Origin of the sequence: Streptomyces vastus (assembly GCF_039532825.1) — a bacterium.
GTDB classification, from domain to species: Bacteria; Actinomycetota; Actinomycetes; order Streptomycetales; family Streptomycetaceae; genus Streptomyces; species Streptomyces vastus.
This window is the reverse complement of record NZ_BAAASJ010000060.1, coordinates 91,959-114,849: the sequence shown is the minus strand read 5'-3', so window position 1 is coordinate 114,849 and position 22,891 is coordinate 91,959. Positions and strand designations below refer to the sequence as shown.

Genomic DNA, 22,891 nt, shown 5'->3' with positions numbered 1-22,891 from the left:
CCGTGCCCGAACCCGAATCCCACGCCACCAAAGCCGCTGCGCACGCCGCTCACGCGCACGCCGCGACCCTGAAGCGGCTGGAGAAGTCCTCCGGAAGTCTCGCCGCGCAGGCCATCGCGCGCATGGACGAGACGCTGCCGTGGTACCGGGCGATGCCTCCGGAGAACCGGTCGTGGATCGGGCTGGTCGCCCAGGCCGGTATCGCCGCCTTCACCGAGTGGTTCCGGCATCCGGACGCCCCGCAGGCCATCTCCACCGACGTCTTCGGCACCGCACCCCGCGAGCTGACGAGGGCGATCACGCTGCGCCAGACCGTGGAGATGGTGCGTACGACCATCGAGGTCATGGAGTCCGCGATCGACGAGGTCGCGGCCCCCGGCGACGAGTCCCTTCTGCGCGAGGCCCTCCTCGTGTACGCCCGCGAGATCGCCTTCGCCACCGCCCAGGTGTACGCACAGGCCGCCGAGGCACGCGGTGCCTGGGACGCCCGGCTGGAGTCGCTGGTCGTCAACGCCGTTCTGTCCGGCGAGGCCGACGAGGGAGCCGTCAGCCGGGCCGCGGCCCTCGGCTGGAACTCGCCCGAGCATGTGTGCGTGGTGCTGGGCACGGCGCCCGACGGTGACAGCGAGCTGACCGTCGAGGCGATCCGGCGGGCCGCCCGGCACGCCAAGCTCCAGGTCCTCACCGGCGTTCTTGGCGACCGGCTCGTCGTCATCGCCGGTGGCAGTGACGATCCTCTGGGGGTCGCCAAGTCACTGATCGGGCCGTATGCGGCGGGACCGGTGGTGGCGGGACCCGTCGTACCCGATCTGCTCGCCGCGACCCGGTCCGCGCAGGCCGCCGCCGCCGGGCTCAAAGCGTGTTTTGCCTGGCAGGACGCCCCGCGGCCGGTGTTGGCGGACGATCTGCTGCCGGAGCGCGCGATCGCCGGCGACCCCGCGGCGCGCGAGCAATTGGTGGAGGAGATCTACAGACCACTGGAGGAGGCCGGGTCCGCTCTCCTGGAGACTCTGAGCGTGTATCTGGAGCAGGCGAGCAGTCTGGAGGGCGCCGCCAGGATGCTCTTCGTTCACCCGAACACCGTGCGCTACCGGCTTCGACGTGTGACTGACGTCACCGGCTGGTCACCCTCCGATGTACGATCCGCCTTCACACTCCGGATCGCGCTGATCCTGGGGCGTCTGGCCGATGGAGATCCCCAGCTCTAGGCTTTTGTCGGGGCTCCACAAAACCCCCTGCTGTTCTTCGTCCCTGTCCCCACGGGCGGCGTGGGCCGTCCACAAGAGAGAGTGTGAGAGTGCTCGTACTCGTCGCTCCCGGCCAGGGCGCCCAGACGCCCGGCTTCCTGACCCCCTGGCTCGAACTCCCCGGCGCCGCCGACCGTCTCGGAACGTGGTCGGACGCCATCGGACTCGACCTTGCCCACTACGGCACGCAGGCCGACGCGGACGCGATCCGCGACACGGCGGTGGCGCAGCCGCTCCTCGTCGCGGCCGGACTCCTGTCGGCGTCCGCGCTCGGCGAGGTGGCACCGAGTGCCGTCGCGGGCCACAGCGTCGGCGAGATCACAGCCGCCGCCTTCGCGGGCGTACTGGACGACACGGCCGCCCTGGAACTCGTACGCAAGCGCGGTCTGGCCATGGCCGAGGCCGCCGCGATCACCGAGACCGGCATGTCGGCGCTGCTCGGCGGTGACCCCGAGACGACGATCCCGCATCTGGAGAAGCTCGGCCTGACCCCGGCGAACGTGAACGGCGCCGGTCAGATCGTCGCCGCCGGCACCATGGAGGAGCTGGCGGCTCTGGAGGCCGACAAGCCCGAGGGTGTACGACGCGTGGTGGCCCTCAAGGTCGCCGGCGCCTTCCACACGCACCACATGGCCCCCGCGGTCGCGAGCCTGGAGCAGGCCGCGGCGGAGCTGTCGCCGGCCGACCCGAAGATCACGTACGTCTCGAACAAGGACGGCCAGGCCGTCGCCACCGGCGCGGAGGTGCTGTCCCGCCTGGTCGGGCAGGTCGCCAACCCGGTCCGCTGGGACCTGTGCATGGAAACCTTCAAGGCGCTGGGCGTGACCGCGCTGGTCGAGGTGTGCCCCGGCGGCACGCTGACCGGTCTCGCCAAGCGCGCGCTGCCCGGTGTGAAGACGCTGGCGCTCAAGACCCCTGACGACCTCGACGCTGCTCGCGAGCTCATCGCCGAGCACGCTGCCTGACAAGGAGCCCGAGAGCATGTCGAAGATCAGGCCCAGCAAGGGCGCCCCGTACGCACGGATCATGGGCGTGGGCGGCTACCGTCCCACCCGGGTCGTGCCGAACGAGGTGATCCTCGAGACGATCGACTCCTCCGACGAGTGGATCCGCTCGCGCTCCGGCATCGAGACCCGTCACTGGGCCTCCGACGAGGAGACCGTCGCCGCGATGTCCATCGAGGCCTCCGGCAAGGCGATCGCCGACTCCGGGATCACGGCCGAGCAGATCGGCGCCGTGGTCGTCTCGACCGTCTCGCACTTCAGCCAGACCCCGGCCGTCGCCACCGAGATCGCCGACAAGCTCGGCACGAACAAGGCCGCCGCCTTCGACATCTCGGCGGGCTGCGCGGGCTTCGGCTACGGCATCACGCTCGCCAAGGGCATGGTCGTCGAGGGTTCGGCAGAGTACGTACTTGTCATCGGCGTCGAGCGCCTTTCCGACCTCACCGACCTGGAGGACCGGGCGACGGCCTTCCTGTTCGGTGACGGCGCGGGCGCGGTCGTCGTCGGCCCCTCGCAGGAGCCGCACATCGGCCCGACCGTCTGGGGCTCCGAGGGCGACAAGGCGGACACGATCAAGCAGACCGTGCCGTGGGACCGTTTCCGGATCGGTGACGTGTCCGAACTGCCGCTCGACTCCAAGGGCGACATCAAGTTCCCTGCGATCACGCAGGAGGGCCAGGCGGTGTTCCGCTGGGCCGTGTTCGAGATGGCGAAGGTCGCTCAGCAGGCGCTGGACGCGGCCGGAATCACCCCGGACGACCTGGACGTCTTCATTCCCCACCAGGCCAACGAGCGGATCATCGACTCGATGGTGAAGACACTCAAACTGCCGGAGCACGTCACGGTCGCGCGTGACGTGCGCACCACCGGCAACACTTCGGCCGCCTCGATCCCGCTCGCTATGGAGCGGCTCCTGGCGACCGGCGAGGCGAAGAGCGGCGACACCGCGCTCGTCATCGGTTTCGGGGCGGGTCTCGTGTACGCCGCGACGGTCGTTACCCTCCCCTAGGCACCCCGTGCCAGGTCCCCCTCGGACCCGGTGCGGACAGCAACACCTGCCGCTGACGCGGCGGGCGCCACACCCTCTGGATATCTACGAAGGAGCGCCTCACATGGCCGCCACTCAGGAAGAGATCGTCGCCGGTCTCGCCGACATCGTGAACGAGATCGCCGGGATCCCCACCGAGGACGTCCAGCTGGACAAGTCCTTCACCGACGACCTGGACGTCGACTCGCTGTCCATGGTCGAGGTGGTCGTCGCCGCCGAAGAGCGCTTCGACGTCAAGATCCCGGACGACGACGTCAAGAACCTCAAGACGGTCGGCGACGCGACCGAGTACATCCTCAAGCACCAGGGCTGAGCAGGCCGCTGAGCCCCGGGCGCTGAAGGCCCCGCCACCCGGCGGTGGCGCCGCTGATCCTCGTAAACGTTGGAGAAAGAATTCCCGTGAGCCCGACCAATCGCACCGTGGTCGTCACCGGTATCGGCGCAACCACACCGCTGGGTGGCGACGCAGCCTCGACCTGGGAGGGTCTGGTCGCCGGTCGTTCCGGTGTCAAGGCCCTGGAGCAGGAGTGGGCCGCCGAGCAGGCGGTCCGTATCGCGGCCCCGGTCGCCGTGGAACCGACCGAGGTCATTCCCCGGCCGCAGGCCCGTCGCCTCGACCGCTCGGCGCAGTTCGCGCTGATCGCGGCCAAGGAGGCCTGGGCGGACGCCGGTTACACCGACAAGGCTGGCGAAGGCGGGGACGTCGACCCGAACAGGCTGGGCGCGGTCATCGCCTCCGGCATCGGCGGCGTCACCACCCTCCTCGACCAGTACGACGTACTGAAGGAGAAGGGCGTACGCCGCGTCTCCCCGCACACCGTTCCGATGCTGATGCCTAACGGCCCGTCCGCCAACGTGGGTCTCCTCGTGGGAGCCCGCGCCGGTGTGCACACCCCGGTGTCCGCCTGCGCGTCGGGCGCCGAGGCCATCGGCTACGCGATCGAGATGATCCGCACCGGCCGCGCCGACGTGGTCGTCGCCGGTGGCACGGAGGCGGCCATCCACCCGCTGCCCATCGCCGCGTTCGGCAACATGATGGCGATGTCCAAGAACAACGACGACCCGCAGGGTGCCTCGCGCCCCTACGACACGGCGCGCGACGGCTTCGTCCTCGGTGAAGGCGCGGGCGTCATCGTCCTCGAGTCGGCCGAGCACGCCGCCAAGCGCGGTGCCCGCGTCTACGCGGAGGCGGTCGGCCAGGGCATCTCCGCCGACGGCCACGACATCGTGCAGCCGGAGCCCGAGGGCCTCGGCATCTCGCACGCCCTGCAGAACCTGCTCGACAACACCGACCTCAACCCGGCCGAGATCGTGCATGTGAACGCGCACGCCACCTCGACCCCGGCCGGCGACGTCGCCGAACTGAAGGCGCTGCGCAAGGTCTTCGGTGACGACGCCGACCACTTCGCGGTCTCCGGCACCAAGTCGATGACGGGGCACCTCCTCGGTGGCGCGGGCGGCGTGGAGTCGGTGGCGACGGTGCTCGCCCTGTACCACCGGGTGGCTCCGCCGACCATCAACATCGAGAACCTCGACCCGGAGGCCGAGGCCAACGCCGACATCGTCCGCGGCGAGGCCCGCAAGCTCCCCGTCGAGGGCCGCATCGCCGCCCTGAACGACTCGTTCGGCTTCGGCGGACACAACGTGGTGCTGGCGTTCCGGACCGTCTGATCCGGCTGATTCCAGCCGCCGCAGAGCGATTTCCGGTCGTACGCAGTGTGATGTGCGTCTACGCGTGCGAAGGGCCCCACCGTCTGGTGGGGCCCTTCGCACGTGTTTGAGCAGGCGTCAGACCACTTGGTGGAGCCAGCGCACGGGGGCGCCCTCTCCCGCGTACCGGAAGGGCTCCAGTTCGTCGTCCCAGGGCTTGCCGAGGAGCTTGGTGAGTTCGGACTCCAGTTCCGTCTCGCCGCTCTGGGCGCGGACGAGGGCGGCGCGCAGCCGGTCCTCGGGGATCAGGATGTCGCCGTGGATTCCGGTGACGGCGTGGAAGATACCAAGGTCAGGGGTGCAGCTGTAGCGCTCGCCCTCGTCGGTGGCGGACGGCTCGGCGGTGACCTCGAAGCGCAGCATCTGCCAGCCGCGCAGTGCCGAGGCCAGTTTGGAGGCGGTGCCGGCTTCTGCCTGCCAGGAGAACTCGGATCTCCAGGTGCCAGGCGCCGCGGGCTGCCGGATCCAGTCGAGGTTGACGCGAGTGCCGAGCACGCCCGCGACTGCCCATTCGACGTGTGGGCACAGCGCACGCGGCGCGGAGTGCACGTAGAGAACTCCACGTGTCGTCACTGGGACCTCCGGGCAGAGCGGGACATCTTGTAACTTGGCGGAACCTCGGTGGCAGGCAGCCACGTGGCGAGGCTACCGCGCGAGGGCGCAAGGAGTGTGACGTACCGTCGGTCCCAGCGCCCCGAAACACCTAGGTTTCACCCGGCGGGACGCGCGTTCGGAGTGTCGGCCGGGGGTCCGGGGGTTGCCCCCCGGGAAAACACAGCCACCCGGCGGGACTCGCGTTCGGAGTGTCGGCCGGGGGTCCGGGGGTTGCCCCCCGGGAAAACACAGCCACCCGGCGGGACGCGCGTTCGGAGTCTCGGCCGGGGGTCCGGGGGTTGCCCCCCGGGAAAACACAGCCACCCGGCGGGACCCGCGTTCGGATTCTCGGACGAGGGTCCGGCCCGCGGCGTAGCCGCAAACGGACTACGCGTCCTCCGGAAAAACACAGCTACTCGGAGGACGCCAGAACGACGGGTTACCGTTGCACGACTAGCGAGGGGATCCGGGAATGCGGAAGCGTAGATACCGATCACGTGCCGTTGCCGTCACAGCGGCGGCGGCACTTCTGGGCATCGTGGGGACGGCCGGCTGCGACGCGGTCGGCGGCAACGAAGCTGCCCCCACCGGTAGCACCTCGCGGTCGAAGCCGTCCACGGAACCCACCACCTGGGACCTCAGCCCGAACTCGATCGCTGCGGTCGGCGACTCCATCACGCGTGCCTTCGACGCCTGCGAGGCGCTGTCCGACTGCCCCAAGGTCTCATGGGCGACCGGCACCGACGCGAAGGTCGACAGTCTCGCGCTGCGGCTGCTCGGGAAGTCCGGGGCCGCCCAGCGGAGCTGGAACTACGCGAAGACCGGCGCCCAGATGGCCGAGCTGGACGACCAGTTGGCCCAGGCGGCGACGAGGAAGCCGGAACTGGTGACGGTGCTGGCCGGCGCCAATGACGCCTGCCAGCCGACGGTGACCGCCATGACATCAGTACCGGAGTTCCGCGCCCAGTTCGAGGACGCGATGAACACGCTGCGCGAGGCGTCGCCCAAGACCCAGGTGTTTGTGGCGAGCGTGCCCGATCTGAAGCGGCTGTGGTCGATCGGCCGGACCAGCGAGCTCAGCAAGGAGATGTGGAAGCTGGGCATCTGCTCCTCGATGCTGGCGGACCCGGACGACCTGGGCACGGCGGCGATGTCGCGGCGCGACAGGGTGCAGGACCGGGTCAAGGAGTACAACGCCGTGCTGGAAGACGTGTGCGAGAAGGACGAGCGGTGCCGCTTCGACGGCGGGGCCGTCTACAAGTACCGGTTCGACGCAGCGCAGTTGAGCACCGTGGACTGGTTCCACCCGAGCACCAGCGGCCAGAAACTGCTGGCGGAGATGGCGTATCGCGTGGTGACGGCGCCGAAGCCGGACGACTTGAAACTGCCGACCGGCTGACGGACGCGGCGCGCGCAGGGGCTCGCAAGGGCCCCTGCACCGTCACACGTCGATCGTCGTCGTGACCCGAAGGTCCGCGATCGACCGCCCCGCCTCCACCTCGTACGAACCCTTCACGAACGCCCACGAGTTCGCGGTCTCGTCCCAGATCTCGAAGGCCCGGCGCGGAAGTTCGACACCGACCTCGACGCTCTCACCGGGCCCGGCCTCGACACCCGCGAACCCGGCGAGCCACCGCACCGGCCGCTCGGCGTCGGCCTCCGTCGGCGCGAGGTAGACCTGGACGACCTCGCGGCCCACGCGCGTACCGGAGTTGGTGACGCGGACCGTGGCAGTGCCGCCCTCGACCTTGACCGACTCGTACGTCCAGTCGGTGTAGCCGAAGCCGTGGCCGAAGGCGTACGAGGGGGTCCTGCCCTCCTTCTGCCAGGCGCGGTAGCCGATGAACACGCCCTCGGTGTAAGGGAGTTCGCCGTCGACCGGGGTGACCTGGGTGACCGGGGCGTCCGTCAGCGAGCCCCAGGTGGTGGGCAGCCGGCCGCCCGGTTCGTACGCGCCGGTGAGCACGTCCGCCAGCGCGGCGCCGCCCTCCTGGCCGGGGAACCAGTCGAGCAGGACGGCGGCGACTTCGTCACGCCAGGGAAGTTCCACCGGGGAGCCGGAGTTGACGACCACGACGGTGTTCGGGTTGGCGGCGGCGATCGCGCGGACGAGGTCGTCCTGGCGGCCGGGGAGCCGCAGGTCCTTCCGGTCGAAGCCCTCGGACTCCACGCGTTCTGTGGTGGCGACCACGACGACGGCGGTGTCGGCGGCGCGGGCGGCTTCGGCCGCCTCGGCGATCAGTTCGTCGGGGTCGCGCTGCGGCTCCTGGTGGGCGAGGGTGAAGGCGATGACCTTCATGGTGACGCTCTCGGGCAGGGTCACGACGTACTTGAGAGACACCTCCACCGGCTCGCCCGCCCGCAGTTCGGCCTCGGCGCGCGGCGCTGGGGGCGCGAAGTAGGCCTGGAACGGGTCGGCGCCCTCGGCGGGGAGCTGGGGCCCGTCGAAGTGGGTGGTGCCGTCCACCTTCAGCGTGAACTCGCCCAGGCCCCGGACGCCGAACGTGTGCGGGCCGCTCTCACGCGGGGTGAAAGTGCCGGTCAGCTCGACGCTGTGCAGGGTGTCGTAGGTGACGCCCTCGGGGAGGTCGTTGCCCATCCACTGGAGGTGGCCACTCGGTACAGGGGCAGTCCCGATGACGTTGCCGTCGACGTCCCGGCAGTCGGCGCGCAGCTCGAACCCCTTGTCGGCAGCGGCGAGTTCCTCGTTCGGGTCGGCCCCGATCGCGTACGTCAGGCTGCCCTCGGGCAGGGCGGCGGTGAGTCCGTCGAGCGGTGAGACGATACGGGCGGGGAAGACGGTGGCGGACCCCCCGCCGAGAACGCGGGCGTCGCGGGCGGCGGCGCCGATCAGGGCGACCCGGTGTCCTTCAGGGAGCGGAAGGGCGCCTTCATTGCGTACGAGGACGAACGAGCGGCGGGCGATCTCGCGGGCCAGGGCCTCGCCGTCGACCGTCCCGGGCAGCTCGGTCACGGCGGGCTCGGCGCCCTCCAGGATGCCGGTGCGGGCGGCGAGCCGCAGCACGTTCCGTACCGCCGCGTCGATCTTGGCCTCTGCGACCCGGCCTTCCCGTACTGCCTGGGCGAGAGCCGCGCCGTACACGGTCTGAGGGCCGGGCATCGCGATGTCGAGGCCGCCGTCGATGGCGGCGACGGTGGACCGGGCGGCCGTCCAGTCGGAGACGTTGATGCCGTCGAAGCCCCATTCACCGCGCAGGATTTCGTCGACGAGCCGGCGGTGCTCGGTCATCGTCGTGCCGTTGACCGAGTTGTAGGCGGTCATGACGCCCCAGGGGTGGGCGCCGGCGACGATGGCCTCGAAGGGGGCCAAGTAAAGCTCGCGCAGGGCGCGTTCGGAGACCAGGTTGTTCACCGTGAAGCGGTCGGTCTCGGCGTCGTTCGCGACGAAGTGCTTGACGGTGGTGCCGACGCCGCCCTCCTGCACACCGGCGACGTACCCGGTTCCGATCCGCCCCGTCAGATACGGGTCCTCGCTGTACGCCTCGAAGTGGCGCCCGCCGAGCGGCGACCGGTGCAGGTTGACGGTGGGCGCGAGCAGGACGTGCACGCCCTTGCGGCGGGCCTCCTGGGCGAGTAACACCCCTGCCCTGCAGGCGAGTTCAGGATCCCACGTGGCGGCGAGCGCGGTCGGGGACGGCAGCGCGACGGACGGGTCGTCGGCGGTCCAGCGCACGCCTCGTACGCCGATCGGGCCGTCGGACATGACCAGGGACTTCAGCCCGATCTCGGGCAGCGCGGGCAGGGACCAGGTGTCCTGACCGGCGAGCAACCGTGCCTTCGCGTCGAGATCGAGCCTGCCGAGTGCGGCTTCGACCACGGCTTCGCGCGCCCGGTCGGCCGGGTGGACGGCCTCGTTGGCCGGGGGACTGCCCTGGTTCGCGCGGGAGCTGCCCTGATTGCCCTGCGTTTCCGCCATGCCGGTGTCTCCTCATTGACGACGTCCGTGCCGTCCGTCCATCGTGCACGTGTCACCTGTAGACAGGTAGGTTCCGTTATCCTGCCGTTATATGAATCTTCACGCACGTCGTGTGCATGTCGTACGGTGGCCATATGACGACGACCAGGGCAATCAAGGGTGCCGAGCGGCGTGCGGAGATTCTCCGGGCCGCTCTGGAGGTGATTGCCGAGCGTGGGTACCGGGGGGCGAGCCTGAGTGCGGTCGCCGAGCGGGTGGGGCTCACCCAGCAGGGGCTGCTGCACTACTTCCCGACGAAGGAGGCCATGCTCGTCGCCGTCCTGGAGGAGCGCGACCAGTGGGACGCGATGCCGGACTCCCACTGGCGCCTCGACCTGCTCGCCTCGCTCGTCGACTACAACGCGATGCGGGCGGGCATCGTGCAGACCTTCTCGGCACTGCTCGGCGAGAGCGTGACCGAGGAGCATCCGGCACGCGAGTTCTTCACCGGCCGGTACGAGAACGTGCGGGCGAACATGGCCGGGGTGCTGCGCTCCGAGTACGGCGAGCGGCTGCCGAGCGGACTCACACCGGAGCGGGCGGCTCCGCTGCTCGTCGCGGTGATGGACGGGCTTCAGTACCAGTGGCTGCTGGCTCCGGAGAAGGTGGACATGCCCGGTGCGTTCCGGGACTTCCTCACGCTGCTTGGTGAGAAGGAGAGTTAAGGAGAGCTGAGGGCGCCGACGGCTTCCGGGGCTGACGGTTTCGGCGACCGTGCCCCATGGCGTACGCCCCATCCGTCACGCGATACTTCCGCGACCCCGCGTTTCGCGTGACGGAAGGACCTGAACTCCCTTGACTTATATACGTGTTCGGCTTGGCACCCTTGGAGTGGCGGCCGTTCTCGCAGGCCTCGCGACCCCGCCCGCCCTGGCCGCGCCCGCCGAGGAGCCCACGGCTGCCGGGCCCACCGTGGAGGAACAGCGCCTCGACAGGGCGGCGCCCCAGGAGATCCTGCGCCGCTCCGGATTCGACGCGGTGGCACCGGAGTTGGCGCGGACGCTGGGCAAGGTGCGGTCGTATGCGGAGGCTGAGCGGGTGGTCGTACGGCAGGGTTCGCGGCTGTGGCAGCGGGCCGTGGACCGGGCCCAGGGCCGGGGTCCTGCGGGCGGTGACCTGAGCCGGGACGACGACCGGCCGCTGTACTGGGCGCGGCTCGGGATGACCCGAGAAGTACGCCAGTGGGAGCCGGAGTTCGGCCTGACCGATGCCCAACGCACCAAGCTGCTCACGTCAATTGAGCGAACGTCCCGAGGTCAGGACACCATCCGCTATTCGCACCGCAAGGGCGTCAAGAGGATCCTGGTGACCGGCTTCGACCCGTTCACGCTGGACCGCGACGTACGGATCTCCAACCCGTCCGGGGCCACCGCCCTCGCGCTCGACGGCACCGTGATCAATACATCGGATGGCCCGGCCCGTATCGAGACCGCGCTCTTCCCGGTCCGCTGGCAGGACTTCACCGATGGAACGGTGGAGCGGACGCTGCGCCCGTACCTCCCCCGCGTCGACCTGTTCACCACGGTCAGCCAGGGCCGGGTGGGCCGTTTCGACATCGAGCGCACCAACGGCGCCTGGCGGGGCGGTTTCCCGGACAACGAGAACCTCTCGCGCACGGAGACCATCCCGGTGAACGACCCGGCCTCGCAGCCGCAGTGGACGTCAACGACCCTGCCGTACAAGGACATTGTGGCCGCGAGTACGGGGCGCTTCCCCGTGTACGACAACACGGAGGTGACCGAGGTCCCGGCGGGCGGCTCGGATCCGGTCGTACGTCCGCAGGGACCGACGCCGGGCTCGACGGCGCGGGCCGGCGGCGGCGGGAACTACCTCTCCAACGAGATCGCCTACCGGGCGACGCTGCTGCGTGACCGCCTCGGCCTGTGCGGCTCGCTGCCCGGCGGGCATGTGCACACGCCGGTGCTCCAGTTCGGCACGGGCAACACGGATCCGGCGACGGGTACGGTCACGGATCCGCAGTTCGTCCAGAACCGGCTGGACATCATCGCGCAGGTCCGCGAGATCGTGAGGGTGGCGGCGGAGGCGTCACGGTAGGTCAGGACGCGTATCGGCAGATCACCAGGTGACGGAGTCGCCCCGGACCTGCCCCCGGGCCTCGCCCTCGTCTTCTCCCACTCCTTCTCCGGTCTGCTCGCCCAGCAGGTCGCGGGCCATCAGCGTGGCGCCCGCGACCGCGCCGGGCATCAGGAACACGGCGACGAACGGGACGACGAAGGCGAGGGCGAGGGGTGTGCCGAAGCCCCACACCAGGGTCTTGCGGGCGCGCAGCAGGCGGAGACGCTCGCGGAGTTCGACGCGACGGCGCTGCATCGCGACTGCCGTCAGCTCCTCGGTCAGGAAGAACCCGGTGACGAAGAATCCGATCACCGGCACGACGGTCTGCCCGACGAACGGAATGAACCCGAGCGCGAAGAGCAACACGCCCCACCCCGCCGCCCTGACGACGATCCGCAGACTGTCCCGCCCCGAGATCACCAGCTCCCGCCACAACGACAGCCCCGACTCGGGCGCCGTCCCGTCCGGCGAGACATCCCGGTCCACCTTCTCGGAGAGGTTCTCGTAGAAGGGCTGCCCGATGAGCAGGGTCACGGCGGTGAAGGTCACGACAGCGAGGAGAAGAGCGAGCGCGAAGAGCACAACGGTCAGGAACCCGCGGAAGAGTCCCGGCCAGGGGCTGTCCCAGTCGTCGGCGAAGGGGGTGGCCCAGGAGACGAGGTCACTCCCCCACAGCGCCAGGGCGACCAGGGCGCCCACGTACAGCACAAGCGTGATGAGCCCAGGGATCAGCCCAACCCCGAACTGCTTCCCATGCCGGGCCACCCAACGCTGCCCTTGCCCCAAGTAGCTGAACCCCACGCGCAGATCATGCATGGGGGCAGCCTATCGGGGTCCTCGTGCCCGGCCACCGGCGTCACTCGCCATGGGCGGTGCTCCCTCCGCCGCGAGCGCACCTCACACCGGATGCACAGCCACCACAACCCCCCGCTCCGCCGCAGGCGAAACCGCCGCCGACACCCGTACCGCCGCAGCCCGGGCTACCCGCCCCGCCCGGTTGGCCGACGCCAGGAGCAGGGGCTGGAGGTGTTCCAGGCCGGCCACCAGGAACTCCTCGCCGGCGATCAGGAGCGGGCGGCCCGCCTTGATGGCGGCGGCTGTCGCCTCTGTCAGGTCGGCCAGGGGCGGGAGCGTCGCGCGTACGACGCCCGCGCCCGCAGCGGCAGTCCGTTCCGCCAGGGCCAGTTGCAAGGGCAGCAGCGGAGCCAGCGCGGCCGTCAACGCGTCGGCGATGCGGCGGAGTTCGGGGGACGAGTCCCGTAGGACGTCCGCCGCGGCTCGTACCAGGGGAGCCAGGGCGAGGAGTGTGCCCGCCGCCAGCCCGGCCGCCGCGGGGAGCAGTGGGGACGTTGCCTCCACCAGTTCCCCCAACGCCTCCGCCGCCTCCTCCAGCGCCGGGCCCACCGCGTCGAGGACCGGCAGCAGGCTGTCGCCGAGCGCCGCGAGCAGCGCCTGTGCGGGTTCGCTGACGGGGTGGGCGGCGAGCGGCGCCCCGCTCGTGCCGAGGCGCGTCAGCGTGTCCACGATGCGGTAGAAGGCTTCCTGCGCCTGCGGTGACGCGCTGGCCTCGGCCAGTTCGGCCGTGGTTTCCCGCAGTACGCGCAACGCCTCCGCGCCCGAACCGTCGCGTGGATCAAAGGTGTTGATGGCGATACGGGTGATGTTGCCCGCGGTGTCCAGAAGTTGGCCGGTGATATCGGTCGTGTTCCGTGCGATACGCGCCACGTCATCCCTGCTGGGGAGCGACGGAATCGTTGCCATGGACTACTCCTCGCCTCACGCCCTGCGCTCCAGGGCCCGGCCCCCGTCGCGCCGACGCCCACTCACAGCATGCCCGCCGGCTCACGCCAACGCCCTCTTGTTGCAGGGGAATCGAACCGGTACACCTCCCGGTACCGATTAACAGGAGGTACGCGTGCGTCTACCGAGACCCGCCCTGATCGCCACCGCCACAGCCACCGCGGCGGCAACGCTCCTGCTCAGCCCGCACGGCGCCTTAGCCGAGCCGACGCCCCAGCCCCCGACCCGCGAGAGGGAGACCGAATCCGCCTCGGAGGGAGCCGACAGAGCTGCCGGAGCGCCCGAGAGCACCGCCGACCGGGCCCTCACCTCCCCCGCCCCCGACCTCACCACAGACGCCCGCGGTTACCCCCGCGAGCAGAACCTCACCCCGGACCCGCAGAACCCGGCGGACAAGTCCATCAAGCTCGGCCTCACCCCGTACCACGCCATCGCCCCGAAGCTGAACGCCCTCCAACGGCTCGGCGACCGCGTCAGCGTGGAGATCGCGGGCCGTTCGGCGGGCGGTCACCGCCTGTACCTGGTCACCGTCACCGCCCCGGAGTCGGCGAAGCAGGCCCGCGCTCAGGAACGTATGCGCGAACTCATCGAGAACGCACCCCAGGCCGCCGCCAAGGACCCCGCCTTGAAAGCCGCGTACAAAACGCCCGTCTTCTTCAACAACAACATCCACGGCAACGAGTGGGAGGGCACCGACGCCGCCCTCAAGCTGATCGAACGGCTTGCGAAGGCCAAGGACAAGGACACCACCGATCTCCTCGCCCGCAACCGTCTCTACTTCAACATCACCGCGAACCCCGACGGCCGTATCGCAGGCACCCGTGCCAACGCAGGCGGCTTCGACATGAACCGCGACTTCATCACCGCCTCGCAGCCCGAAGTCCGCGCGATGCGGCAGATCGAGATCGACAAGCAGCCGGCCGTGATGCTCGACCTGCACGGTTACGTCAACGGCACGCTCATCGAGCCGGCCACTCCCCCGCACGGCGAGAACTACGAGTACGACCTGTTCCTCAAGAACACCTACGCCAACGCCCTCGGCATGGAGTCCGCCGTCAACGGCCTCGGCTACACACCCGGGAAGGACGGCGTGGAGCCGGTCCAGATCCCCTTCCGCGACCAGGAGGAGGGCTGGGACGACTGGCCGCCGATCTTCACTCCGCAGTACGCGGCCTTCCACGGCACGGTCGCCGCTCACACGGTCGAGATCCCGCTCGCGGTGAACAACGAGGAGTACGACGAGCTGCCGGTCGCCGAACTGCGCCGCCGTTCGGCGATCAACGTGGATGTGGCGGGCGCCGCGATGGACGCGACCCTCGACTACGCTCAGAAACACCGTGCTTCACTCATCGCCGACCAGATCGAGGTCTTTCGGCGTGGCGCGACGGGTGCCGCGCAGGTGCCTGTCTCGCCGGAGACGGTGCCGGGTGTTCCGGGCATCGGACCCGAGGACGTCTACACGACCGACTTCCCACGCGCGTACGTCATTCCCTCCGGCGGCAATCAGCGTTCGGCCACCGCCGCGGCCCGTCTCGTCGACCATCTGCTCGCCAACGACGTCCAAGTCCGGCGCGCCACAAAGGACTTCAGGCTGGGCGGCACGTCGTACGCGAAGGGCTCGTACGTCATCGACATGCACCAGCCCAAGCGCGGTCTCGCCAATGTGATGCTGGCGGACGGGCGGGACATCAGCGACAAGGTGTCGACGATGTACGACATCTCGGGCTGGAGCCTGGGCCGCCTGTGGGGCGCCTCGGCCGACTCCGTACGGACCGCCGGGCTCTCCGTCCCGTCCCGTACGGTCCACGAGACCGCGGGCGTCGGCTACGTCGCCCCGTACGGCAACCTCCGTCTGCGCCTGGACGACGCCCGCGAGATCGCGGCGCTCAACTCCCTTCTGGCGGACGGGGTTTCAGTACGCCAGTCGACCGACGGCGGCAGCGCGATCGTTCCCGCGTCGGCCCGGACGAAGGCGGCAGCGCTCGCCAAGAAGTACGACGTCGCCTTCGACGCGACGAAGGCGACCGGAGGCACCCCGCTCCACCGTGTACGCGTCGCCGCGGCCGTCACCCCCGGCGAGCTCTTCGCCCTCCGCGAGATGAACTTCGACGTCGCCCCGGTGTCCACGGCGATCCTCAACGCGGGCTTCGACTGGTCGAAGGCGGACGTCCTGTTCGCGTCGGCCGGACTCGACCACGAGGACCTCACCCCGGCCGCCCGTACCGCCCTGGACGCCTTCCTCTCTCGCAAGGGTCTTGTCGGTCGCGGAGCCGTCGGAGCAGCGCTCAACGCCGCCGCGGACCTGCTCGCCGTCAAGCCGGTCGAGGGCAATGGGGACGCCAACGGCGTTGTACGCGTGGTCAATTCACGCGGCGGCATCACGCAGGGCGCTCCGGACCACAGCTTCGTGTACGCCCCCATGTGGTTCACGGACCTGGGCTCCTCAGTCCGTGTGGAGCAGTCGTACGCGACCGGAAATCCCCTGGTCTCCGGCCACTGGCGCCCATTGGATGACGGCACCGGCGGCCCCGACCGGGCGGCGGGCCGGGCCTCGGTCGTCAGCGGCCCGCACGCCGTCCTGTTCGGCACGGAACCCCTCTTCCGCGCCCATCCGAAGGGGGAATTCCCGCAGATGGCGCGGGCCTTGTTGACGGTGTCCCGCTGAAACCCTGAGGCACCACAGGCACGACAGATACCACAGGCACGAGGACTCGAGGAGTACGGATGACCCCGGAGATCCACGGCACCGTCGCCGAGGGCTACGAGGCGGTGCGCGAGGAGTTCGCGGCCGCCGTGGCCGCCGAACGCCCGGACTACGCGGGCCAGTTGAGCGCGTACGTCCACGGGCGGCGGGTCGTCGATCTCTGGGCCGGTGCGGAGACGGACGGCGAGACGCTGTTCGGTGTCTTCTCGTCCACGAAGGGGGCGGCCCATCTGGTGACCGCCCTCCTCGTGCAGGACGGGACGCTGGAGCTCGACAGTGAAGTGGCCCGGTACTGGCCGGAGTTCGCCGCCGAGGGCAAGTCGGCGATCACCCTGCGCGAGCTGCTCGCGCATCGCGCGGGCGTGGTCGGCTCCGACGCGGGCTTCACGGACGACGAACTCGCCGACGACCGCGCGGTCGCCGAACGGCTCGGGGGCCAGCGCCCGTTCTGGCGGCCGGGCACCGCCTTCGGCTATCACGCGCTCGTGATCGGCGCCCTGACGGGCGAGGTCGTACGGCGGGTCACGGGCCGTACGCTCCAGGAGGTGTACGAGGAGCGGATCCGCGCCCCGTACGGGCTGGACTTCTTCCTGGGACTGCCCGAGGTGGAGGAGCCCCGCTTCCGCTCCGTACAGCCGATGGCGCCCACGGCCGCCGAGCAGGCCGTACTGGACGCGGCTCCCACCGGCCCGCACACCCTCACGTCGATCGCGTTCAACGAGCACGTGCCGGAGCCCGGAACGCTGGAGGGCTTCGCCAACTCCCGTACCGTGCGCGCCAAGGGCCAGTCGTCGGCGGGCGGTGTCGCCTCCGCGCGCGGGCTCGCGGGGATGTACGCGGCGGCGATCAGCCGGGTGGGCGGCCGGGCGCCGCTGCTGAAGCCGGACACGATCGCCGAGGTCGGGCAGGTCCACTCGATCGGCTTCGACCTGGTGATGCGCGCCCACAAGGCGTACGGGCTCGGCTTCCAGGCCACGGCGGAGAACTGGTACCCGTTCCTGGGCGCCGGGGCCTTCGGCCACAGCGGCGCGGGCGGCAGCCAGGCCTTCGCCGACCCGCGCAGCGGCCTGGCATACGGCTACACCCGGCGTCGTATGTCGTTCCCGGGCGGGGCGGCTCCGGAGAACGAGCGGCTGGTACGGGCGGCCCACAGGGCCGCACTTGCCTAGTCAGGGACCCATGAGGGCTCCATCGAGGAGACCGGACACGCGAGCACCTTGTTCGACTGGTCGGACATCGTTCGAAAAGTGTTGACGGCCCCGTGTGCACCGGCTGACACTCTCGCAACACGGCGTCATACAGCCGAAACAGCAAGGGTGCTCAGGCGTCAGGGCCCGCCACCCACGCTCCCTTTGTTCCTTGAGCGATGAACGACGTCTCAACGAGGAGACTTGACATGCCGCAGACCGACCGGCCTCGCAGCCGCGCGAGACGCCTGGCGGGCCATCTCGCCGGGCTGACCGCCACGTCGCTGTTCCTGGGTCTCGCCGGACCCGTCGCTCCCGCACGGGCGGCGGAGATCACCGACGGCCTGGCCCTCTGGTACAAGCTCGACGCCACCTCGGGCACTGTGGCGGCCGACGCCTCCGGAAACGGCCGGAACGGCACCGTCAGCGGCACCGCCAACTGGTCCGGCAGCGGCGAGGGACTCGCCTTCAACGGCTCCGACACCTACATCAGGGTGCCGGACAACATCATGAGCGGCATGGACTCGATCTCCGTCTCGATGGACGTGAAGATCGACTCCACCCAGACCACCCCGTACTTCATCTACGGCTTCGGCAACACCAGCAACGGCGCCGGCAACGGCTATCTGTTCACCACAGGCAACTCGTTCCGGACCTCCATCGCGTCCGGGAACTGGTCCACCGAGAAGACCACCCAGGGTTCCGGAACGCTGCAGCGCTCCGTCTGGAAGCACGTCACGTACACCCAGACCGGCACGACGGGCGTCCTGTACGAGGACGGCGTGGAGGTGGCCCGCAACACGTCGGTCACCGTCACCCCCGGCTCCATCGGCTCCGGCACCACGACGGCCAACTACATCGGCAAGTCGGTCTACACCAGCGACAAGCTCTTCAAGGGCAAGATCCGCGACTTCCGGGTGTACAACAGGGCACTCGGCGACTCGGAGGTCGAGCAGCTCTCCCTCCCCGTCGCCACCCAGGGCGTCGCCGACGACAAGGCCGCTCTCACCCTCGGCGACACCAGCGCCGTCGTCTCCGACCTGACCCTGCCGGCCAAGGGCACGGTGGGCGGCTCCACGATCAGCTGGGACAGCGACACCCCGTCGGTGGTGTCGGACTCCGGTGCCGTCACGCGCCCGGCCGCCGGCGAGCCGGACGGCCACGCCACGCTCACGGCGACCCTGAAGAAGGGTTCGGTGACCGACACCAAGACCTTCGACATCACGGTCCCGGCAGCGTTCGACGACGCCACGGCCACCGAGCAGGCCGCCGAGGCGCTGAAGGTCGACAACCTCGACGACGTGCGCGGCAACCTCACCCTGCCGGCGACCGGCCAGTACGGCACGAAGGTCGCCTGGGCCTCCGCGAAGCCGGACGTCGTCTCAGGCGACGGCATCGTCCACCGCCCGGCGCACGGCGACGGCGGCACCACCGTCGAGCTGACCGCGACGGTCACCAAGGGCGACGCGAAGGCGACCCGTGCCTTCACCGCCAAGGTGCCCGAACTCCCCGCCGAGGAGCCCCTCAAGGGCTATATGTTCAGCTACTTCACCGGCGAGGGCACCTCGGACGGCGAGCAGCTCTACGCCGCCCTCAGCAAGGGCAACGACCCGCTGAAATGGCGGGAGTTGAACGACGGCAAGCCCGTCCTGACGTCCACGCTCGGCGAGAAGGGTCTGCGCGACCCGTTCATCATCCGCTCCCCCGAGGGCGACAAGTTCTATCAGATAGCCACCGACCTGCGGATCTACGGCAACGGCAACTGGGACGCCTCCCAGCGCACCGGCAGCAAGTCCATCATGGTCTGGGAGTCCACCGACCTGGTGAACTGGACCGACCAGCGCCTGGTCAAGGTCTCGCCCGACGCGGCCGGCAACACCTGGGCGCCGGAAGCCTTCTACGACGAGAAGCTCGGTTCGTACGTCGTCTTCTGGGCCTCGAAGCTGTACGACAACCCCGAGCACTCCGGCGACACGTACAACCGCATGATGTACGCGACGACGCGTGACTTCCGTACCTTCAGCGAGCCGAAGGTGTGGATCGACCGCGGTTACTCGGTCATCGACTCCACGATGATCAAGCAGGGCGACACCTACCACCGCCTCTCCAAGGACGAGCGGAACAACACCTCCTCCACCCCCAACAGCAAGTTCATCTTCCAGGAGAAGAGCGACTCGATCCTCGACGAATCCTGGGACTTCGTGGCCGAGGGCATCGGCAAGGGCGCGATGAACGCCGCGGAGGGCCCGCTGGTGTTCAAGTCCAACACCGAGGAGAAGTGGTACGCGTTCCTCGACGAGTTCGGCGGCCGCGGCTACATCCCCTTCGAGACGACGGACCTCGCTTCCGGCAACTGGACGCCGTCCACGGGATATGACCTGCCGTCAAAGCCCCGTCACGGCACGGTGCTTCCGGTCACGCAGGCCGAGTACGACCGGCTGTTGAAGACCTACGAGTCGGACCAGCTCGTCGAGTCGGTCGAGGACGTCAAGGTGACGACGGGCATCGGTGACGCACCGGTCCTGCCGGCCACCGTGATCGCCGAGTACGCCGACGGCGTCAAGCGGCCCGTCTCCGTCACCTGGGACGACGTCCCAGCCTCGGCGTACGCGCAGGCCGGCACCTTCACGGTCACGGGCAGCCTGCCCGACGGCGCCGCGCTCAAGGCCGAGGCCGAGGTCACGGTCTCGGCGGAGGGCCCCGACGTGCCCGCCGACCTGCTGCTCCGCTACGACTTCGACGAGACCGGCGGCAACATCGCCCGTGACTCCAGCGGGCACGGCTACCACGGCACGTACGTCCGTACGCCCGACTTCGGAACGGGGGTCAAGGACGGCTCCTTCCGCATGTCCGGCGGTTCCAGCTCCTCCACCACCTCCCCGTACGTCAGGATCCCGAACGGCGTCCTGAAGGGCGCTGACAGCGTCACCGTCTCCACGCACGTGAAGTGGAAGGGCGGGGACAACTTCCAGTGGCTCTTCGGCCTGGGCCCGGACAGCGACAAGTACCTCTTCGCCACCCCGTCCAACGGCGCCGGCAAGGTCTTCTCCGCGATCACCAAGGCCACTTGGTCGGGCGAGAAGCAGATGATCGGCGGCTCGCAGCTCACCCCCGGTGAGTGGAAGCACGTCACCGTCACGGTGAACGGCGCGACCGAGACGGCGGTCCTCTACGTCGACGGCGCGGAGGCGGCCCGGGCGACCGGGGTCACCGTCAAGCCGTCCGAGATGTACGACGCGTCCAAGGGCTACTCCGGCTACATCGGCAGGTCCATGTACTCCCCCGACCCGTACTTCGGCGGCGAGGTGGACGACTTCCGGATCTACAACCGGGCCCTGTCGGCCGCCGAGATCCTGGAGCTCAGCGGGAACACCACGGGTATCGCCTCGGTGACCCACCCCGCGCTGAAGCTCGACGCGATCATCGACGACGCGGACAGCAGGATCACGCTCCCGCTGACCGAGGGCAGTGATGTGACCGCCCTGGCACCGGAGTTCGGCCTCGCCCACGGCGCGACCATCAGCCCCGCGTCCGGCACCCTGCGCGACTTCACCGAGCCGGTGACGTACGAGGTGACCGGCTCGGACGGCACGAAGCGCACCTGGACGGTCCGGGCCCTCGAGATGAGGAGCCCGGTCCTGCCGGGGCTCAACGCCGACCCGAACATCGTCAGGTTCGGCGACACCTTCTACATCTACCCGACCACCGACGGCTTCCCGGGCTGGAGCGGCACGCAGTTCAAGGCGTACTCCTCCAAGGACCTGGTCCACTGGGAGGACCACGGCGTCATCCTCGACCTGGGACCGGACGTCAGCTGGGCCGACAGCCGGGCCTGGGCCCCGACGACGGCCGAGAAGAACGGGAAGTACTACTTCTACTACTCCGCCGACACGAACATCGGCGTCGCGGTCTCCGACTCGCCCACCGGCCCGTTCAAGGACCCCCTGGGCAAGCCGCTGGTCGCCCGTGGCGCCTACACGGGCCAGATGATCGACCCGGCGGTCTTCACCGACGACGACGGCCAGTCGTACCTGTACTGGGGCAACGGCAGGGCGTACGTCGTGCCGCTGAACGACGACATGGTCTCCTTCGACGCCTCGAAGGTCACCGACATCACCCCCAGTGGCTACAACGAGGGCACCTTCGTCATCAAGCGCAAGGGCACCTACTACTTCATGTGGTCGGAGAACGACACCCGCGACGAGAACTACCGCGTCGCCTACGCCACCGGTTCCTCGCCCACCGGCCCGTGGACGAAGCAGGGCGTGATCCTGGAGAAGGACCTCTCGCTCGGCATCAAGGGCCCCGGCCACCACTCGGTGGTGAAGGTGCCGAACACCGACGACTGGTACATCGCCTACCACCGTTTCGCCATCCCCGGCGGTGACGGCACCCACCGCGAAACCACCGTCGACAAGCTGGAGTTCGACTCCGACGGCCTGATCAAGAAGGTCGTCCCGACGCTGACGAGCATCGACCCGGTGACCATCGTCCGCGCCGGCCCCGACGCCGCCGGCACCGAGGGCGGCGCGATCTCCCTCACCGGCACCGTCTCCGGAGCCGGCGACCCGAAGTGGACGGTGGAGGACGGAGCGCCCTGCGCCTTCTCCGACCCCAACGCCATCCTGACCACGATCACCTGCGACGACGACGGCACGTACGAGGTCACGCTGTCCGGCGGCCGCGGCGGTGACACACTCACCGTCACGGTGGACAACGCGGCGCCTGTGATCACGGCGGGTACGGGCCCGTCATCGCCGGTGTCGGCCGGCAAGAGCGCGGTCGTCACGGCCGACTTCACCGACCTCGGCTCCGGCGACACCCAGACCTGCCGGGTCGACTGGAAGGACGGCACCGAGCCGGCCACCGGAACGGTCAGCGGCTCCCGCTGCGAAGCCACCCACACCTACACCAAGGCGGGCATTCACCGTCCGGAGATCACGGTCACGGACGACGACGGCGGCTCGGACAGCACCAAGCTCCCCGAACTGATCGTGTACGACCGGGCGGCCGGGCCGATCGCGGGCGTCGGCGTGATCTCCTCCCCGGCCGGCGCGTACCCCGCCAAGCCCACCCTGACCGGTCCGGCGGGCTTCTCCTTCGGCGCCACGTACAAGCGGGGCGCCACCGTCCCGAGCGGCAACGCCACCTTCGACTACGCGGCCGCCAAGCTGAAGTTCCGCTCCACCTCCTCCGACTGGTTGGTGGTCACCGGCTCCGATGCCCAGTACCAGGGCTCCGGCACGGTCAACGGCACCAGCGGCTACGGCTTCCGCATCTCCGTCACCAACTCCCCCGACACGTACCGCATCAAGATCTGGAAGAAGTCCACCGGCGACGTCCTCTACGACAACCTCACCGGCAGCAAGGCCTACGGCATCATCTTCGGCTGACGGCCCAACTCCTCACGACGGAGCGGCGCTTCGGGCATTGCCCCGGGCGCCGCTTCGTGTGTGAGGAGGGCCGCAAGTTCGGCGGTACGGCTGCAGCGATCCGGGCCCGCGCTTTAGTCTTCAAATAGAAATTCTGTTGACTGAGGGCTCTT

The 22,891-nt window shown here is 69.7% G+C and carries 15 protein-coding genes; 11 read left to right on the top strand and 4 right to left on the bottom strand.

The features are described from left to right. Window positions 1–2: 2 nt before the first annotated feature. From fasR to ABD357_RS25195, 5 genes are all read left to right on the top strand, one after another. Window positions 3–1,208 carry a fatty acid biosynthesis transcriptional regulator FasR gene (gene fasR, locus ABD357_RS25215; protein ID WP_344393142.1) on the top strand — a complete coding sequence of 402 codons (1,206 nt, stop codon included), beginning with the start codon at window positions 3–5 and terminating at the stop codon, window positions 1,206–1,208. Window positions 1,209–1,297: 89 nt separating this feature from the next. Next, window positions 1,298–2,212 carry an ACP S-malonyltransferase gene (locus tag ABD357_RS25210; protein WP_344393140.1) on the top strand — a complete coding sequence of 305 codons (915 nt, stop codon included), beginning with the start codon at window positions 1,298–1,300 and terminating at the stop codon, window positions 2,210–2,212. 16 nt (window positions 2,213–2,228) lie between these two features. Beyond that, window positions 2,229–3,260 carry a ketoacyl-ACP synthase III gene (locus tag ABD357_RS25205; protein ID WP_344393138.1) on the top strand — a complete coding sequence of 344 codons (1,032 nt, stop codon included), beginning with the start codon at window positions 2,229–2,231 and terminating at the stop codon, window positions 3,258–3,260. Window positions 3,261–3,363: 103 nt separating this feature from the next. Further along, entirely contained in the window at window positions 3,364–3,612 is a 249-nt protein-coding gene (locus ABD357_RS25200; protein WP_119106693.1) for an acyl carrier protein, read from the top strand. 86 nt (window positions 3,613–3,698) lie between these two features. Further along, on the top strand, window positions 3,699–4,970 hold the full coding sequence (locus tag ABD357_RS25195) for a beta-ketoacyl-[acyl-carrier-protein] synthase family protein (RefSeq protein ID WP_344393136.1): 1,272 nt from the start codon (window positions 3,699–3,701) through the stop codon (window positions 4,968–4,970). Window positions 4,971–5,087: 117 nt separating this feature from the next. Here ABD357_RS25195 and ABD357_RS25190 read toward each other — a convergent pair whose 3' ends face one another. Further along, the gene (locus tag ABD357_RS25190; RefSeq protein WP_344393135.1) at window positions 5,088–5,582 is read right to left on the bottom strand and encodes a DUF3145 domain-containing protein; all 495 of its coding nucleotides are present in this window, start codon (window positions 5,580–5,582) and stop codon (window positions 5,088–5,090) included. Between the two features lie 493 nt (window positions 5,583–6,075). Between ABD357_RS25190 and ABD357_RS25185 the strand changes: the two genes are divergently transcribed. Then, window positions 6,076–7,002, top strand: coding sequence for an SGNH/GDSL hydrolase family protein (locus tag ABD357_RS25185; RefSeq protein WP_344393134.1), 927 nt, complete (start codon window positions 6,076–6,078; stop codon window positions 7,000–7,002). Between the two features lie 42 nt (window positions 7,003–7,044). On the opposite strand, the gene ABD357_RS25180 is transcribed toward ABD357_RS25185, so the two are convergent. After that, on the bottom strand, window positions 7,045–9,540 hold the full coding sequence (locus ABD357_RS25180) for a glycoside hydrolase family 3 protein (RefSeq protein WP_344393133.1): 2,496 nt from the start codon (window positions 9,538–9,540) through the stop codon (window positions 7,045–7,047). Between the two features lie 116 nt (window positions 9,541–9,656). Here ABD357_RS25180 and ABD357_RS25175 point away from each other — a divergent pair, with 116 nt between their 5' ends. Both ABD357_RS25175 and ABD357_RS25170 read left to right on the top strand, forming a co-directional pair. Continuing rightward, the gene (locus ABD357_RS25175; RefSeq protein ID WP_425584991.1) at window positions 9,657–10,244 is read left to right on the top strand and encodes a TetR/AcrR family transcriptional regulator; all 588 of its coding nucleotides are present in this window, start codon (window positions 9,657–9,659) and stop codon (window positions 10,242–10,244) included. Between the two features lie 130 nt (window positions 10,245–10,374). Then, a complete protein-coding gene (locus ABD357_RS25170) occupies window positions 10,375–11,634 on the top strand; it encodes a pyroglutamyl-peptidase I (protein WP_344393130.1) in 1,260 nt (419 codons plus the stop codon). Window positions 11,635–11,655: 21 nt separating this feature from the next. Here the strand turns inward: ABD357_RS25170 and ABD357_RS25165 are convergent, their stop codons facing one another. Both ABD357_RS25165 and ABD357_RS25160 read right to left on the bottom strand, forming a co-directional pair. After that, a complete protein-coding gene (locus ABD357_RS25165; protein WP_344393129.1) occupies window positions 11,656–12,471 on the bottom strand; it encodes an EI24 domain-containing protein in 816 nt (271 codons plus the stop codon). Window positions 12,472–12,552: 81 nt separating this feature from the next. Next, complete coding sequence (locus tag ABD357_RS25160) at window positions 12,553–13,416, bottom strand: hypothetical protein (protein ID WP_344393128.1); 864 nt, start codon at window positions 13,414–13,416, stop codon at window positions 12,553–12,555. A 154-nt stretch (window positions 13,417–13,570) separates the two neighbouring features. Here ABD357_RS25160 and ABD357_RS25155 point away from each other — a divergent pair, with 154 nt between their 5' ends. The 3 genes from ABD357_RS25155 (at window position 13,571) to ABD357_RS25145 (ending at window position 22,739) form a co-directional block, all read left to right on the top strand. Next, on the top strand, window positions 13,571–16,120 hold the full coding sequence (locus ABD357_RS25155; RefSeq protein WP_344393127.1) for a M14 family zinc carboxypeptidase: 2,550 nt from the start codon (window positions 13,571–13,573) through the stop codon (window positions 16,118–16,120). Window positions 16,121–16,179: 59 nt separating this feature from the next. Next, on the top strand, window positions 16,180–17,328 hold the full coding sequence (locus tag ABD357_RS25150) for a serine hydrolase domain-containing protein (protein WP_344393125.1): 1,149 nt from the start codon (window positions 16,180–16,182) through the stop codon (window positions 17,326–17,328). A 227-nt stretch (window positions 17,329–17,555) separates the two neighbouring features. Then, complete coding sequence (locus ABD357_RS25145) at window positions 17,556–22,739, top strand: family 43 glycosylhydrolase (RefSeq protein WP_344393123.1); 5,184 nt, start codon at window positions 17,556–17,558, stop codon at window positions 22,737–22,739. The last annotated feature ends 152 nt before the right edge of the window (window positions 22,740–22,891 follow it).